Source organism: Shewanella oncorhynchi, from assembly GCF_030848765.1.
Lineage (GTDB): Bacteria > Pseudomonadota > Gammaproteobacteria > Enterobacterales > Shewanellaceae > Shewanella > Shewanella oncorhynchi.
The window spans coordinates 4,186,054-4,202,456 of sequence record NZ_CP132914.1; the positions used below are offsets into that span (position 1 = coordinate 4,186,054).

The window sequence follows — 16,403 nt, forward strand, 5'->3', positions numbered from 1 at the left end:
TGAGCTTTAGAAAGAGTAAAACGCAGGCATAAAAAAACGGAGCTCAATGGCTCCGTTTTTAATTCGTCATAATCTAAAAAGATTATCCGAAAGATTATTTAACGAAATCAACGCCTAGTTTGATATCGCCTTTCAGCGTATCTAACATAGAATCACGAGCGTTAGCTTCGAATGCACTCACTTCACCGTAAGGCAGTACTTTTTCAATACCGTTTTTGCCTAACAGCACAGGTTGTGCGAAGAATTCAGCATGCTCGCTGCCGCCGTCAACATAGGCGCATTCAACGATGTTAGCTTCGCCTTGCAGACCACGAACCAGAGACAGACCGAAACGGCAAGCCGCTTGACCCATAGACAGAGTCGCGCTTCCGCCACCGGCTTTAGCTTCAACCACTTCTGTACCCGCGTTTTGGATGCGAGTCGTCAGACTTGCCACTTCTTCGTCAGTGAAAGTCGCGCCTTCAACTTGAGACAGTAATGGCAGAATGGTCACGCCGCTGTGGCCGCCGATCACATTGACTTTAACGTCAGCAACGTTCAGGCCTTTTAATTCGGCGATGAAAGTTTCAGAACGGATCACGTCTAGAGTCGTGATACCGAACAGACGGTTTTTATCGTAAACACCCGCTTTTTTCATCACTTCTGCAGCGATAGCTACGGTCGTGTTGACTGGGTTAGTGATAATGCCAACCAAAGCCGTAGGGCAAGTTGCCGCTACTTTTTCGATCAGGTTGCGAACGATACCGGCATTGATATTGAACAGATCTGAACGATCCATACCAGGCTTACGCGCAACACCAGCAGAAATTAGAACAACGTCAGCACCCACTAGGGCAGGCGTTGGATCTTCACCAGCAAAACCTTTGATTTCAACAGCAGTTGGAATGTGGCTCAAGTCAACCGCAACACCCGGAGTTACCGGTGCGATATCATATAGAGACAATTGTGAACCCGCAGGCAATTGAGTTTTTAACAGTAGGGCAAGAGCCTGGCCGATACCACCAGCAGCACCAAGTACAGCAACTTTCATAGTTATCTCCGTTATTTCTCGGATATGTGTGACATGGATCTAATTTGCGTTGGCGCCACATTACTGGAATGTCACAACAATTTCAATTATCCCTTAGTCGTGGGACAAAAGAATTCCGGAATAACGTAAAAGCAATGTAGAACAATTACTCAAATTGGGATTTTTACGCCCCCTACAAACGCTTAACCACTGGGGCTTAGTGAATTTTTATTCAACCAATCTGGTTATTTGTTGACAATTTTTCTAAAAATATTCAAAATGGGCCTGTTTTTTTGAATAACGAATAATAATATTATGCAAACGACCAAGAATCAGGATGACCTTGTTAGAATTTTTAAGTCGATTTTAAAAGAAGAGCGCTTTGGCTCTCAGAGTGAAATCGTCACCGCCTTGCAAGCTGAAGGCTTTGGTAATATTAACCAATCAAAAGTATCGCGCATGCTCAGCAAGTTCGGCGCAGTGCGGACTCGCAACGCTAAGCAAGAGATGGTGTATTGCTTACCAGCCGAATTAGGCGTACCCACCGCGGGTAGCCCACTGAAGAATTTGGTACTCGACGTCGATCACAACCAAGCGATGATCGTCGTGCGAACTAGCCCAGGTGCCGCGCAGCTGATTGCCCGCTTGTTGGATTCTATTGGTAAACCAGAAGGCATTTTGGGTACGATTGCCGGTGACGACACTATCTTCATTTGCCCATCGAGCATCCAAGATATCGCCGATACCTTAGAAACCATCAAATCTTTATTCAATTATGCAGAATAAAAAAACAGGTCAGTGAGCTGACCTGTTCTATATTATCAATACATTTTGAAGTGCAATACCGCGCTGGTTATTTGGCCATTGTCCCGATTACGTTACACATTCAAGCACAATATCTAACTCACAATATCTAACTCAACTATAACGATATCAGTAAGCCACACTGATGCGCTGGTTTGGGTGAGCGCCCTTTTCGGCTTCATCTACCATGGCTTTTGCGTAATCGGTTACAGAGATACGGCTTTGACCATTAGCATCGGTAAAGAAGCTATCGCCACCAAGACGGTACGGGCCTTCACTCTCACCGGGATAAATCTCAGCCGCTGGGCTCACAAACGTCCAATTGATTGCCGTTTGCGCCGCACGCAATACCTTCAAGGCTTCACCCTGAGCTAACGCCTCATCTTTATATGCTGCAGGGAAATCTGGGCTAGAGACCAGCGTCACACCCGGCGCCACTTCTAAACTCCCAGCACCACCGACCCACAATAAACGTGACACGTTAGCGTTAGGCAGCACATCCAGTAAATGCTGAACCGTACTCGCCACTAGACCATGATTTTGTTGGGCGCGGCCACCAACGGCGGCAATCACGACATCTACGCCAGCAAAGGTATCGGCGACCAATGGCTGCTCTAAATCCACGGCACGTACTGCCACGTCAGCCACGGATAACTTACTTGGATCACGCACTAACGCTGTCACTTGGTGTCCACGACTCTGTGCTTCTTTTAAAATTGCACCACCAATCCAACCCGTTGCACCTAAAATTGCGATTTTCATTTCATTGTCCCACTCAGATGATTTACATTGGATCCAGTTTACTTGCAGTTTTTCACCTAATAAACATCAATAATTGAGCATGATTGTTTCAATATAGGATACTAATGTGGATAAAATTGCCGCAATACGCAGTTTCGTCGAAGTCGCAAACTGTGGCAGCTTTACCAAAGCTGCCGAACATTTAGACCTCAGCCGCCTGCAGGTTTCCCGTCATATTCAAGAAGTGGAGCAGTGGTTGAGTTTACGCTTATTACACCGCACCACGCGCAGCGCCAGCTTGACTTTGCAGGGTGAGGAAGCGCTACAATTTTGCCAGCGGATCTTAAGTGAAGTTGCTGCCATGGAGAGTCGTGCCCACAGCCATAACAGTGAACTGGTAGGCAGTATTCGTATCGCTACGCCTATTGGCCTAGGGCAGCACAGTCTGTTTGATGTCGTCGATCGCTTTATTAAAATGCATCCTAAGGTCAACATTCAACTGGTGATGTCGGACAGTTTTGCGCAATTGGTAGATGAAAGAGTCGACGTGGCGCTACGTTATACCGAGCAACCCGATGAGAATCTCATAGCTCGGCGTTTGATGACCATAGATGCGGTACTTTGCGCGGCGCCGAGCTATCTTGATAGCGCAACGCCACTCCTCGAACCCATTGATCTGTTGGCCCACAACTGCCTCATACACTCAGCGCAACAAAACTGGCCTTTTCTAAAAGAACTGCAAGCCGAGCACGTCAAAGTTACAGGGAATCTTAGGGCTAACGATATGGGAGTGTTGGTCAGTGCGGCGCTACGTGGACATGGCATAGTGCGTTTACCCTGTGACTTAGCTAACCAATACCTTGCCAGTGGTCAACTCAAAGAAGTCCTACCCGAATTTACGACACCAGGCCAAACCTTGTGGGCGGTATATTTGTCCCGCAGTTATCAGCAAAATCTAGTGCGCGCCTTTATCGATTTCACCGCCCTGCAATGGCAGCTCGATATCAAAAAATGGGTTCCCGCGCATTAGCATAAAAAAACGCACTTAGGCGTTAGCTTAAGTGCGTCTCGATTGATACTAATTCGGCTTGATTATAGAAAGCTTATTCGTCGAACTGCAGCATAAAATCCAGTGCGGGGGCAAAGAAAGATGAACCTGTCATCGCCTTAGTAAAATGCATCAAGTGATCATGATTGCCTTCGCCATCACCAAACATCATGCTATGCAGCATCTTTTCAAAATGTTCTGGCGTGCGGCAGTTAGAGATAAACATTAATCCCTGCTCCTTCAGCGAACCATAGGGCATACTCTGACGCAGGATCTCCATTGACTTACCAGCGGCATCTTTAAGATTAACGCGCTTAATATGGCTGGTCAGTGGCTTATCTTCAGATTCATACTCGATATTATCTTGCTTAGTACGACCGATTATATCCTCTTGTTTTTTAACTGGTAACCTATGCCACTTACTCAAGTTATGGGCATATTTTTGCACATGAATATAGCTGCCACCCTTAAACTCAGTATCCTCATCACCCACAAGTGCCACTTCCTGACGGTGGCGCCCCTTAGGGTTTTCGGTGCCATCGACAAAACCAGTCAAATCACGGCTATCCATAAATCTAAAGCCACGCTCTTCTTCAACTAACTCCACTAAATCTTCAAACATTTGGCTGATTTCATTAGCCACTAAATGCAGAATATCGTAACGATCACTGCGAATATGCACGAATAAATCATATTCAATTGCAGGTGCTTCACGACTGCCCACTTGCATCGCAGGGAAAGGTTTAAGCAGTTCTGGGCGAGCAGTAGGATAGAGGCTATCCCAATAATTAGCACCAATACCAACAAAACCATTGAATGCACTGTCGGAATATTGATCTGTCAGCTCATAAATATACTGCGCAACGTTGGCAAGACAGGGACGTAATTGCGACTCGACATTGTCATTGGCATTAAACATCAAATAGACACTGTGTAAGTTCCCCTCTGCACACACACCCAACTGTTCACGCGGCATATTTTGAATATCCATTTGGTTATCACCCTTTTTCTAAATTCATTTTCGGCAATATTATCCGCAACTTTACCTAAAAATGACATTAACTAACGCACAGTTTGCTCTGATCTGTTTATGATAATGCCAATAGCGGAGCATTATCCCACCCCAGACCCTTAAACATAAAAATTGACGAGACCATTAAAGTCTCGCCAATCAGTTAAATCGAATCAATGACGTCAGGTTCACTCAGTGTTGAGTTTACCTTAGCATTTATCTTAGTGTTAATAGCCTGCGGCGTGACCATCCTTGCGACTCTCAGAGGCCGCACGATATACGCCGGTTTCGGCATTAAATCCAATGGCTTGATAGCCACCAAACTCCCCAAGTCCATCACGCAGTACATGGCCTTTCTTAATCAACTCACGACGGGTTTCTACCGGAAAACCTGATTCCAAACTGACGTAGCCGCCATCCTTCATCACTTCGCCTGTGGGCTCGGTTGACCCCATATGCAAAATTCTGGGGGCATCGCCCGCTTCTTGCAAGTTCATTTTAAAATCAATCAGATTCATTACAATCTGCGCGTGCATTTGTGGCTGAGTCGCGCCGCCCATCACCCCAAAGCTCAGCCAAGGTTTACCGTCTTTGGTCACAAAAGCCGGAATAATGGTATGGAATGGACGCTTGCCCGGTGCGTAGGTATTAAAACGCCCTTCCGTTAAATCAAACATTTGCCCGCGGTCTTGCAGCACAAAGCCGAGATCCGGTGGTGTCATCCCTGACCCCATACCACGGTAATTACTCTGAATGAGTGACACCATGTTGCCATCTTTGTCAGCGGTAGTCAGGTACACAGTATCGCCATGTTGCAACGCTGGATTACCCGCATCGACACTCTTGGCGGCTTTTGTAGGGTCAATCAACTTAGCGCGATCATAGTTATATTTCTGTGAGATAAGCTCAGTAACGGGCACTTTATTAAAGGCCATGTCGGCATAAAACTTAGCTCTGTCGGCAAAGGCGAGTTTCTTTGCTTCGACAAATAGATGAACATATTCAGGACTATTAAAGCCCATGGCAGCCACATTAAAGGGCTCCATAGTTTTTAAGATTTGTAGCGCCGCAATGCCTTGACCATTAGGTGGCAGTTCCCACACATCGTAACCACGGTAGTTCACCGAAACGGGATCTATCCAGTCGCTAGTATGGCTCGCTAAGTCATCATAACTTAAATAACCACCTTGGGATTTCATGTACTTATCAATACTTTTGGCAATATCACCTTTATAGAAAGCATCGCGGCCGCCCTTGGCAATTTTCTCATAGGTGTTAGCAAGCGCGGGATTTTTAAAGATTTCCCCTACGGTAGGCATCTTACCATTAGGCATATAGGTTTCTTTAAAACCGGGGAATTTAGCCAGTTTTTTACCACTGCCATCAAGGTAATAGGCAATCAACTCTGACACAGGGAAACCATCACGGGCGTAATGAATGGCAGGCGCGAGGTTATCAGCCATAGCTAATTTACCAAACTTATTATGCAGCTCATACCAACCGTCCACAGTGCCCGGTACAGAAACAGGCAAAGGTCCAAGCGGCGGTAAATAGTCTAATCCGAGGGATTTAAGCTTTTCTAAACTTAAGGATTTGGGACTGCGCCCCGATGCATTAAGACCATAGAGGCGTTTATCTTTTGCGCTCCAGACGATAGCAAATAAGTCCCCGCCGACACCCGAGCCCGTTGGCTCGACTAACCCTAACATGGCGTTAGCGGCAATCGCTGCATCGACCGCACTGCCGCCCTGTTTGAGTATATCAATAGCGACTTGCGTGGCTAAAGGCTGACTGGTCGCCGCCATCCCTTGGGTTGCATACACTTCTGATCGCGTTGCGAAGGCTTTACCTGTGATCCTATCCATGGCCATCACTCCTGAAGACGATATTGCCGTTGCTACAATAACGAGGGTGCAAATTGAATTTATTGTTTTTATCATAATTCCTCCAAAACCGGAGGATAAAAGTAGCAAGGATGGTCGAAAATATCACCAACCAATACCGCATAGACCCAAGTTTAACGTAAGCAAAAATGTCGTACTTTAGTTGGCTATGCTATATCAGCATTGAATAAATACTCATCGCTTAGATTGGGCCCCCACAGTTTGAATATGCTGAAGATTCAAACAGCACAAGCGAATGCGGCTCAGTCGTTACCCCAACCTTTTGACCGATACTTAGCTGCATCATTTGGCTACGCACCTCCACATAATAAGCATGGGAAGCGGCCTCAATTTTGACCCAATAATGACAAAAGGCGCCTAAGAAACGTCGCTCAGTGATAGTACCTACGCCCTGTTCATCGGCGCTGAGCGTCAATTGCTGTGGTCGCAAGAATACTGTTCCGCTGAACTCGCTCGGCAAATTTAATGGCGTGAGGCTGGTTAAATGACCTATGGGAGTGACAACACTGTGCCCATCAAACACTGCTGCAGGTAAGTAATTACCGCTACCTAAAAAGTCCGCCACATAGCGGCTGTTTGGGGCAGCATATAAAGCTTCGGCACTACCATGCTGCACTATGATGCCTTGATTAAAGATGGCTAAAGTATCTGCAAATACAAAGGCTTCATCCTTGCTATGAGTAACAAACACCGCGCTGACATTACGCTGTTTTAAGATGCTGCGAATTTCCGCCATCATCTCGTAGCGCACTTGGGCATCAATATTGGAAAAAGGCTCATCGAGCAGCAATAACTGCGGCTCATAGGCAAGTGCCCGCGCAATCGAAACTCGCTGCTGCTGACCGCCAGATAATTCATGGGGATAACGCTGTGCCAACCCTTCAAGTTTGACCAAGGCTAGCATTTCATCCAAACGTGCCTGACGTTCTGCGCCCGACAATCTAGCCACCCCAAAGAGGATATTTTCCGCCACAGTCAAATGAGGGAAAAGCGCATAGTCTTGAAAAATCATGCCGATGCCGCGCTGCTCGCTAGGTACAAACTGGCTATCGCCACTCACTATGCGGCCATTAATCTGGATTTCACCTTGGCTTATGGCCTGTAATCCAGCAACCGCACGTAATAAGGTCGTCTTGCCACAACCGCTTGGGCCTAACAACGCCAGGATTTCCCCTTGGGCGAGCGTTAAACTCAAACCTTTAAGTACTTGCTGGCCCTGATAATCGCTATGAATTTGCTTAAGCTTGAGCGTACTTGTCATCAGCTGTGATGCTCCAATGAACGGTTTAAATAAATAAGCGGCACTAAACCCACTAGTACAATCACAATAGCAGCTAATGCGCCGTGCTCGAGTTTTTCATCGGACGCAAACTGGAATACATAAGTTGCAAGATTCTCAAAGCCGATAGGCCGCAGCAATAACGCAGCGGGCAGTTCCTTCATGCTTTCGATAAACACCAATAAAGCGCCCGCAAACAATCCCTTAGCAAGTAAAGGCAAATGCACCCGCCGCAAAAGTTGCCGAGGAGTTTGCCCCATGGTCAGGCTCACCATGTCTAGCGATGGCGAGATGCGTTTATAACTGCTTTCAACACTGCCAATCGCAATTGCCACGAAACGTACACAAAAAGCAAAAATCAATGCAATCACACTGCCTGTAAGGATAAGACCAGGACCTGCTATGCCGACAAGATCCGCCAGATCGTTAATCGCAAAATCTAGCATAGTTAAAGGCACTAATACCCCAATAGCCAGCACAGTGCCTGGTAAGGCGTAGCCCGTCGAAGCTAACCGTGAGGGCAAAGCATCACTCTGTCTTGGGCTTATCCGGCGAACGAACATAAGCAGTAAGGCGATTAAGCAACAGAGTAAACTGGTGATCAGCGCAAGACTGAGGCTGTTAAGACTCAATTGCCAAAAACTCTTATCCCAGCTTTGTTCAAAGTAACCAATCGCATAGGATAATAAAATCCCGAAAGGTAACAGAAAGGCTAATAGCAATAGCATGCCGCAAAAGCTCAGTGCGACCAAGGTTTGAGTCATCGAGAGTCGATACAAGTCAGTGACTTGTATACGTGATTGTTTTTGGAATAACTGCTGTTTACGACGGGCAAAACGCTCAAATCCAATCAGGCTAAACACTACCAGCAAGATAATCGCCGATAACTTAGCGGCGGCGGTCAAATTGCCATAACCCAACCAAGTGTCGTACACGGCTGTCGTTAAGGTAGGCACGGCAAAATAGTTAACCGTTGCAAAATCAGCGGCCGTCTCCATCGCCACTAAAGCCACCCCAACGGCGAGCGCAGGCCTTGCCATAGGCAAAGATAAACGCCAAAAACTTTGCCACGGTGAACAGCCCATAATGCGCGAAGCATGCGCCAAACTTAAGGATTGCTCCATAAAAGCGGTACGTGCCAAGAGATAAATATAGGGAAACAATACCAGCGACAACATACACGCCGCACCGCCTAAGGTACGAATATCGGGGAAGAAATAATCCTGCGGTGAGTCCCAGCCAAATATCGAACGAAGACCGCGCTGCACTGGCCCCGCATAATCGAGTAAATCGGTATAGACGTAGGCAACAATATACGCAGGCATAGCAAGGGGCAATAATAGCGCCCATTGCAAATATCGCCTGCCGACAAAGTCACAACGAGCCATCAACCAAGCGCAGGGTAACGCAAGTAATAACGCCCCCAGACTCACCCAGAAAATCAGCAATAAACTATTAATGATATATGTCGGCAGAACCGTTGCCATCAAGTGCCCAAACACGGCTTCGTCAGGCTGAAAAGCTTGAAATATCAACGCGAATAGTGGCAATACCAGCAAGGCGGCCACGGCATAACCAGCAAGCGACCAGCTTCTGGCTAATCCTAAAATCATGTCAATCCTTAAAAAGTCACAGCGCCAATCACTGGCGCTGATAACCTAAATCTGCATTTTGTCGCTAGCACTGGAGCTAGAGATCAAACTGCACTTCATCTAATAGCTTAACCGCCGCTTGGTGATATTCTGCCAACTTAAAAATGGGCAATTGATCTGACTTAAACTTACCCCATGAGGCCACTAAAGATGAAGGTGCCACATCGGCTTTCACTGGATATTCCATATTCACATCGGCATAGGCCTTTTGAGCCACATCGGCGGATAAGAACTCCATCAATTTGATCGCATTGGCTTTATTAGGCGCATGGCGAGTGAGTACCATACCAGACACATTCACATGGGCACCGCGGTCAGCTTGGTTCGGGAAGTTGAGCGTCACAGCTTCGGCAATCGCCTTTTGCTCAGGATCCTGCAACATATTGCCGTAATAGTAGCTATTACCAATGGCGATCTCACACACACCTTCTTTTACTGCGGCAATTTGCCCCCTGTCGTTCCCCTGAGGTTTGCGGGCTAAATTAGTTTTCACGCCTTGTAACCAAGTTTTTGCCTCAGCTTCACCGTGATGAGCAATCATAGATGCGACTAACGCTATGTTGTATGGATGCTTACCACTGCGAGTACAAATCTTTCCTTTATATTTGGGATCGGCTAATTCTTCATAGGTCAATTGCTGCTGGCCTAAACGATCCTTGGCTGTATAGAGATTTCGCACCCGCATAGTCAGGGCATACCACTGGCCATCGGGATCGCGATACTGCGCAGGAATATTGCTCTCTAGCAGGGGATTTTTGACTGGAGAGGTTAGATCTTTATCCACTAATTCAACTAAACGTGAAAAATCAGACGTCAGCACAAGATCCGCTGGGGATAAACGGCCTTCACGGACGAGACGCTCGGCAATACCGTCTTTAGCAAATACCAAATTCACACCTATACCAGTTTCTTCGGTGAAATGCGTCAGGATAGGCTCTACCAAGAAAGCTTGGCGATAAGAATAAACGGTTAATTTATCATCTGCATTCGCTGAATGCCCAACCGACATTAACCCAAAAACAGCCGCGCAAGTTACCCATTTCATTACCGAATTCTCCCCAAAGTGATGACGTGTTCTGCAAAATTAGAACACTAACGCATTAATGATAATGCTTATCAGTTTCGCAAGAGTAATAGATACGGAACTTGAGAGCAAGCGGCTAATTAACTTTATGTTTTTAATGGCATTAATCTGAAAATTTGAGATTATCTCAAATCAAACTAAACTGAACCTTAATTTGATTAAAATGCTTTCAGGAGGCGTTATGTTAACTGTTTTGCTGCTAGGCGTAGCCGCAATTGCGCTATTTGGCTTATTCAAACTCAATACTAGTCCCAAAAGACATAAACACTCTTCTCAAGTTGCAGATCCCAGTATTAATAAAACTCACAGTTTTCACAGTGTGAGCATAGTGAATAACGGCAGTTGCTGTGAGCAGATTGAAGCGCTTTCTGGAAAACGATTTTTATCGAAAGATGCGCCCGAAATTCCGATGGAAGAATGCACTATGGCAAACTGCCAATGCCGCTATCAACACCATGAAGACAGGCGACAGCTAGGCAATGATCGCAGAGTAGAATATGGGGTTACTCGTGAGTTATTCGGCGCTTTTGGTGAACAAAATCGCCGTGATAGGCCAAAAGGAAGACGCGCAACCGACGGTTGAGCATCCTCTGCGGATTATTGGGGACGAGTTTGAATAAATGCAGGTAAATCACGCATTTCACTGAACCAAAGTGCTGTCGCAGGTGCAACCTTACGCCAATCTAGCTCTGGATGTCTAAAATCCACATAATCGAGTAAGCAAATCAAGGCTAATTGCGGTGCTTGAATCGTGGTTTGGGTGATCACAGTTTGAAGCTCAATCTGCATAAGGCCGCGCAGCAGTGCTTGTTCAAAACGTGCAGTCCAAAATACTGACCTCACGCCTTCTTCTTCACGCATTTGCTCTTGGCGTAATTTCACCGCGCTATCGATTAAGCCTTTGACTAAAGAATACTGACACTCCAGCACCCAGTTATTATTTGAGATCCCAAACATCTTACGATCGCCAAGCTCTGCATCTAGGTAACGCATGATCACTTCACTATCGAATAGTGCTACACCATCGTTGGTAATAAGACACGGGATCTGTCCTAACGGGTTAGCATCGAGTAATTCGGCGCTGTTTTCAAAGGGATTAACTAACTGCTCTTCAATATTGTTAATCCCTAGATACTGGATTAAGGCTCTTACACAACGGGCATAGGGCGAAGCTTGAGAACTTAACAACTTCATCAAAAATTTCCTTTTGTTTGCATTAAACGCTATGGCTTTTTAGGGGCAAGAACGGAAACAAGTTTACTCTCGCCTTCTATGTAAAATTGAGATTACCAGTATTTTTCAACGGTAATTTGCCCAGGAGCACGGCGTAAATTCTTCACTAACCCTTTATCGAGTAAAGCGGCTTGCGCACCATTAATCATACCCGGATTGCCGCAGATCATAACTTGAGAGTCAGCTGCGTTTAAGGTTAATCCTGCCTTTTTTTCGATTTCACCCGAGACTATCCCCTCGGGAATGCGGCACTGCAAAGCATCGGCAAAGGGTTTACGGGTCACACTCAAGACTAATGAAAATTGTTCAGGGTATTTACGTTCTAAATTACGCAGCTTATCAAGATATGCCAAATCCTGTGCCTCGCGCACGCCATACACAAGCACGACTTTTTCAAAACGCTCCCAAGGTTCATCGGTGTCGAGCATAGACAAAAATGGCCCTACCGCTGTTCCTGTGGCTAAAAACCACAAATGCTTCCCTTGGAGTTCCCCCTTAGGTATTTCAGCTAAGGTCATAAAACCGGTCGCGGTTGAGGTAATTTCAATTTCATCGCCTATTGCAAGGTTGTGTAATTGAGGCGATAACAGGCCATCCTCTACCGCAACGGCGAGCACCTCGGCATAGGGTTTATCGGGAGAATTTACTAAGGAGTAGGCTCTAGCCACACGCTTATCATCTTGCATTTGACTTAACTTGATAAACTGACCAGGAATAAATGGAGCTAACTCGGCAGCAATGCGCAATGAGAATAACTTATCACTCCAATCAATACGTTCTATCACTTGTCCCCTAATCCACATAACTTGCCCTCAAGCGAAACGTTAAATAGGCTTCCAGCATAGACTTTTTTCTGCACAACAAAAACCCCTTATATAAGGGGCTTATGACTATAACACTGAATATAGAACTGAAAATACTGAGGTATTAACTCGGACTCGATGCTGTCTCATCAGTCTTCTTGTTAAAGCTATCTCTAAAGGCTTGCAGCCCCTCTTGCACTAAGCTGTAGGTTTTATCGACACCATCGGCAATATCACCCTGCAATACTTTAAGGCCGGACAGAATATCTTTAGCCTCTTTAAAGCCATTGTCGATGGCACCGCCAATAATCCCCATAAAGCTATCGAGTTGATCACTTAGACTCATACCCGAATTTTGTTGTTGGTGAATGCTAAAAAACTGCGTCGCAAAACTCACGATACGATCTGCAGTCGCTTCTGGAGAAGTATCTACGCCATTATCGTAAGCCGTCTGAATCGCGTTCTCGCCCATAGTGGGCGCTAATTCTTTATTAATCGACTCTATCGCTGCGCGATAAAGCAAGGCCATAGACTGATCGCCTGACTTGATATTCACATCTTGCTGTGCCGATAAAATCGCTTGATTCATCAGCTGCTTACTCGTTTGCTGCGCGGTTTGCTTCGAGGTTACTTCTGTGGCTTTCGCGTCCTTCGAATCACTCACGTCGGTGCCCTTAGACGCCGTGTTTTCAGCATATTTTTTCTGTGGCAAAGGAGTACTTTGCACTTGAGGGGGTTTATTGATTTCCATGATGACTATCCATTCAATTCGGGTCGACTTAATTATCGACCAAAATTTAACCAGCTTTAGTAATTTTTAGAATTGAAGTACCATCTGACCACAAGGCCATGATAAGGCCCACATAAATTAAGTGGGTTCATTCTTTAATAAGGTGCATAAAGCGCCAACCCACCGCAATGCAGATCATTACTATCGCTGAGCTTAGACATAAGCCAATAGAAAAGGATGTTACACCATGGCAGCAGGCCGCAGTTTGAGTCATTTCCGCTTTCACGGGTTTACACTAATCCTTAAGCACTATTTTAAGCATAATGTAGTCATCAATATGAAACGCTTTAGCCTGCTAACAAGCCTCGTCATATTCACTTGCCTCGGCTTTACTCCCATTAGCCAAGCTCATGCGGAGAGCAGACTAATTATTTTAGTCAGACATGCCGAAAAAGCCGACACGCCAGCCAATAACCCGCAGTTATCACCCAAGGGAGAAATGCGCGCAACATCACTGATCACTGCCTTGAGCCGCACGCCGCTGTCGCAACTTATTGCGACTCAATACCTAAGAACCCAGCAAACACTCGCGCCCATCGCCGAGGATCGCCATTTACCTGTGACGATAGTAGAAGCAGCCAAACCTATCGAAGGACATATTCAACACATTGTCGAACAAGTGCATGCTGTAAAGGGCAATACACTCATCGTTGGGCATTCAAACACTGTCCCACTGATCATTAAAGCCCTTGGTGGACCTGAGATCCAAGCGATCAGCGAAGATGACTATAGCCAGCTGTTTTTACTCTCTCTTAATGATGACCAACCTGCGAGCTTGATCGCCACCCGTTACGGACAAGAATAAGGATAAATAACATGAGTGAACTCAATTGGTTTATGTGGGGACTCGATCTATTTTCAGGGCTGTTTTTGATTGTAATAGGACTCGCAGTACTCGCGGTTATTTACATGTATATCGCAGATAAAATGCAGACCAAACAAGCGGTAAGACATAACTATCCTGTAATTGGTCGCTTTCGGTATCTGTTCGAGAAACAAGGCGAGTTCTTTAGACAATACTTTTTCGCCCAAGACAGGGAAGAATTGCCCTTCAACCGTGCTGAACGCAGCTGGGTGTACCGCGCCGCTAAAAATGTCGATAGAACTATCGCCTTTGGTTCGACTCGCCCCTTGGATACAGCCGGTACTGTTATGTTTATGAATACCGCCTTCCCAACCCAAGATGAAGAGATCACACCCATTCATCCACTGACAATTGGCACCAATTGCCGCCAACCCTATACGACTCAAGCCATTTGTCATATTTCAGCCATGAGCTTTGGGGCTCTATCGCGCCCAGCAATTACCGCCCTTTCCCACGGTGCAGCGCAGGCGGGTTGCTGGCTTAACACAGGTGAAGGCGGCTTGAGCCCTTATCATCTAAAAGGTGGCTGCGATATCGTCTTTCAAATTGGAACGGCCAAATACGGTGTACGTAATGAGCAAGGACATTTAGACGATGAAAAGCTCAAGTCGATAGCCATTCATCCCGAAGTCAAAATGTTCGAAATTAAAATGAGTCAAGGAGCTAAACCGGGCAAAGGTGGCATTTTACCAGGGATCAAAGTCACGGCTGAAATTGCCCATATTCGCGGTATTCCTCAGGGTTATGACTCTATTAGCCCTAATGGTCATATTGAATTCAAATCCGTGAACGATATTTTGGATATGGTTGAACGAGTACGTGAAGTTACTGGTAAACCAACGGGCATTAAGGCCGTACTCGGTGACGTACAGTGGCTCGAAGATTTATGTGATGAAATCGAACGTCGTGGCGAAGACTCTGCCCCCGACTTCTTTACCTTAGACAGTGCCGATGGTGGCACAGGCGCTGCACCACAACCTTTAATGGATTATGTCGGATTACCACTGAAGGAAAGCTTACCTATCCTAGTTAATGTCTTGATCCAACGAGGCTTACGTAAACGCATCAAAGTCATCGCTTCGGGTAAACTTATTGTGCCATCAAGAGTCGCTTGGGCTTTGGCATTAGGTGCAGACTTCATCGCATCGGCCCGTGGCAATATGTTCGCCCTCGGTTGTATTCAAGCCTTACAGTGCAATAGAGATACCTGCCCAACGGGCATCACAACGCACAATCCCAAGCTACAACAAGGACTCGATCCTAGGGATAAATCGGCTCGTGTTGCTAACTATAATCATAATTTACACCATGACTTAGCCTTAATTGCGCACTCTTGCGGAGTGACAGAACCAAGACAACTCAAACCTTCACATGTCCGAATTGTGCTCGATAGCGGTTTATCCATTTCACTCGATAAATACTATGCACATATGGATAAGTAGCCGCGAACCCTCGCGGTTAATGGCGAATACAACTTTCGTCTATATAGGGTTTACATAAGGTATATTTGAATGCGTATCACAAAAGAGGTAAGATCCGTGACGTGAGACATTATTCAAATGTCTTACCCACAATTGAACTTAAGGAAACACTTTGAAATCTAGCTTCGTAAGCCAACTGCCCGCCAGTAAAACTGTAAGCACTAGCTGTAAGAGCTGTAATCGCCTGACCGAGATCGAAGGTGAACTGGTGTGTTTTCGCGAAGGGCAGATCATTCGACTCACTTTGATAGATGAGTCAGTACCTAAATTGAATCTTTTATGTGAAGGTTGGAAAGCGGGGAAGCTGAACGGCGTAGCTTAATTCAGCCATATTTTATCTCTGGAGTCTCTCTAGAGCATCAAGAATAGAGGCTCACCTCTATTCTCGGACGTTCTCACCCAAGCTGTACTAAAGCACTAGCGAACACACCTAACGCATACCCATAAAGTCACTTGTCGGCGCGTTCATATCGCGGATCACACCTGCCAGCACCATTTCTGGATTGACTTTAGCCAAGGTAAGTCGCCGAGTGGTAACCAACAGGCCCGCGTTCAACTCAGCATGAATGCGTTGCAATGAATCATAATCAACACCACGTTTTTTCAATGTCGCCATGATGGCATACCAATCAGTGGCGACTTTTTCTTCTTTGCCTTCAATATTAGCTCTCAGTGTAATATTTTCCATGCCAGATCTC

At 46.0% G+C, this 16,403-nt stretch carries 17 protein-coding genes; 6 read left to right on the forward strand and 11 right to left on the reverse strand.

Going from position 1 to position 16,403, the window contains the following annotated elements; translation table 11 throughout:
• Positions 1–94 precede the first annotated feature (94 nt).
• A complete protein-coding gene (mdh, locus tag RA178_RS18600; RefSeq protein WP_105250210.1) occupies positions 95–1,030 on the reverse strand; it encodes a malate dehydrogenase in 936 nt (311 codons plus the stop codon).
• 294 nt (positions 1,031–1,324) lie between these two features.
• Here mdh and argR point away from each other — a divergent pair, with 294 nt between their 5' ends.
• The gene (gene argR, locus RA178_RS18605; RefSeq protein ID WP_006080175.1) at positions 1,325–1,795 is read left to right on the forward strand and encodes a transcriptional regulator ArgR; all 471 of its coding nucleotides are present in this window, start codon (positions 1,325–1,327) and stop codon (positions 1,793–1,795) included.
• A gap of 147 nt (positions 1,796–1,942) precedes the next feature.
• On the opposite strand, the gene RA178_RS18610 is transcribed toward argR, so the two are convergent.
• Entirely contained in the window at positions 1,943–2,575 is a 633-nt protein-coding gene (locus RA178_RS18610; protein ID WP_306683292.1) for an NAD(P)-dependent oxidoreductase, read from the reverse strand.
• Positions 2,576–2,681: 106 nt separating this feature from the next.
• Between RA178_RS18610 and RA178_RS18615 the strand changes: the two genes are divergently transcribed.
• Entirely contained in the window at positions 2,682–3,584 is a 903-nt protein-coding gene (locus tag RA178_RS18615; protein ID WP_105250212.1) for a LysR family transcriptional regulator, read from the forward strand.
• 73 nt (positions 3,585–3,657) lie between these two features.
• Here the strand turns inward: RA178_RS18615 and RA178_RS18620 are convergent, their stop codons facing one another.
• The 5 genes from RA178_RS18620 to RA178_RS18640 all read right to left on the reverse strand — a co-directional run bounded on the left by RA178_RS18620 (position 3,658) and on the right by RA178_RS18640 (position 10,494).
• Positions 3,658–4,593 carry a Dyp-type peroxidase gene (locus tag RA178_RS18620; protein ID WP_306683295.1) on the reverse strand — a complete coding sequence of 312 codons (936 nt, stop codon included), beginning with the start codon at positions 4,591–4,593 and terminating at the stop codon, positions 3,658–3,660.
• Positions 4,594–4,841: 248 nt separating this feature from the next.
• Positions 4,842–6,554, reverse strand: a complete 1,713-nt coding sequence (gene ggt, locus RA178_RS18625) for a gamma-glutamyltransferase (RefSeq protein ID WP_173496717.1) — start codon at positions 6,552–6,554, stop codon at positions 4,842–4,844.
• Positions 6,555–6,699: 145 nt separating this feature from the next.
• On the reverse strand, positions 6,700–7,779 hold the full coding sequence (locus tag RA178_RS18630; RefSeq protein WP_306683298.1) for an ABC transporter ATP-binding protein: 1,080 nt from the start codon (positions 7,777–7,779) through the stop codon (positions 6,700–6,702).
• Positions 7,779–9,410, reverse strand: coding sequence for an ABC transporter permease (locus tag RA178_RS18635; RefSeq protein ID WP_263181899.1), 1,632 nt, complete (start codon positions 9,408–9,410; stop codon positions 7,779–7,781). Before RA178_RS18635 ends, RA178_RS18630 begins: the two co-directional genes overlap by 1 nt.
• Before the next feature lie 76 nt (positions 9,411–9,486).
• A complete protein-coding gene (locus RA178_RS18640) occupies positions 9,487–10,494 on the reverse strand; it encodes a Fe(3+) ABC transporter substrate-binding protein (protein WP_306683299.1) in 1,008 nt (335 codons plus the stop codon).
• Between the two features lie 220 nt (positions 10,495–10,714).
• On the opposite strand from RA178_RS18640, the gene RA178_RS18645 reads away from it, so the two are divergent.
• Positions 10,715–11,116, forward strand: a complete 402-nt coding sequence (locus RA178_RS18645) for a hypothetical protein (protein WP_263171750.1) — start codon at positions 10,715–10,717, stop codon at positions 11,114–11,116.
• A gap of 14 nt (positions 11,117–11,130) precedes the next feature.
• Here RA178_RS18645 and RA178_RS18650 read toward each other — a convergent pair whose 3' ends face one another.
• From RA178_RS18650 to RA178_RS18660, 3 genes are all read right to left on the reverse strand, one after another.
• Positions 11,131–11,727 (reverse strand): glutathione S-transferase N-terminal domain-containing protein, encoded by a 597-nt coding sequence (locus RA178_RS18650; protein ID WP_131525196.1) that lies wholly within the window; start codon positions 11,725–11,727, stop codon positions 11,131–11,133.
• Between the two features lie 92 nt (positions 11,728–11,819).
• Entirely contained in the window at positions 11,820–12,569 is a 750-nt protein-coding gene (locus tag RA178_RS18655; protein ID WP_173247453.1) for a ferredoxin--NADP reductase, read from the reverse strand.
• A gap of 124 nt (positions 12,570–12,693) precedes the next feature.
• Positions 12,694–13,320 (reverse strand): DUF5610 domain-containing protein, encoded by a 627-nt coding sequence (locus tag RA178_RS18660; protein WP_306683303.1) that lies wholly within the window; start codon positions 13,318–13,320, stop codon positions 12,694–12,696.
• A 226-nt stretch (positions 13,321–13,546) separates the two neighbouring features.
• Here RA178_RS18660 and RA178_RS18665 point away from each other — a divergent pair, with 226 nt between their 5' ends.
• The 3 genes from RA178_RS18665 to RA178_RS18675 all read left to right on the forward strand — a co-directional run bounded on the left by RA178_RS18665 (position 13,547) and on the right by RA178_RS18675 (position 16,027).
• The gene (locus RA178_RS18665; protein WP_263197675.1) at positions 13,547–14,164 is read left to right on the forward strand and encodes a histidine phosphatase family protein; all 618 of its coding nucleotides are present in this window, start codon (positions 13,547–13,549) and stop codon (positions 14,162–14,164) included.
• 11 nt (positions 14,165–14,175) lie between these two features.
• Positions 14,176–15,666: an FMN-binding glutamate synthase family protein gene (locus tag RA178_RS18670; protein WP_263197674.1), complete on the forward strand. Its 1,491-nt coding sequence runs from the start codon at positions 14,176–14,178 to the stop codon at positions 15,664–15,666.
• A gap of 151 nt (positions 15,667–15,817) precedes the next feature.
• The gene (locus tag RA178_RS18675) at positions 15,818–16,027 is read left to right on the forward strand and encodes a hypothetical protein (RefSeq protein ID WP_105250224.1); all 210 of its coding nucleotides are present in this window, start codon (positions 15,818–15,820) and stop codon (positions 16,025–16,027) included.
• 108 nt (positions 16,028–16,135) lie between these two features.
• Here the strand turns inward: RA178_RS18675 and RA178_RS18680 are convergent, their stop codons facing one another.
• Entirely contained in the window at positions 16,136–16,393 is a 258-nt protein-coding gene (locus tag RA178_RS18680; RefSeq protein WP_105250225.1) for a hypothetical protein, read from the reverse strand.
• Between the last annotated feature and the right edge of the window lie 10 nt (positions 16,394–16,403).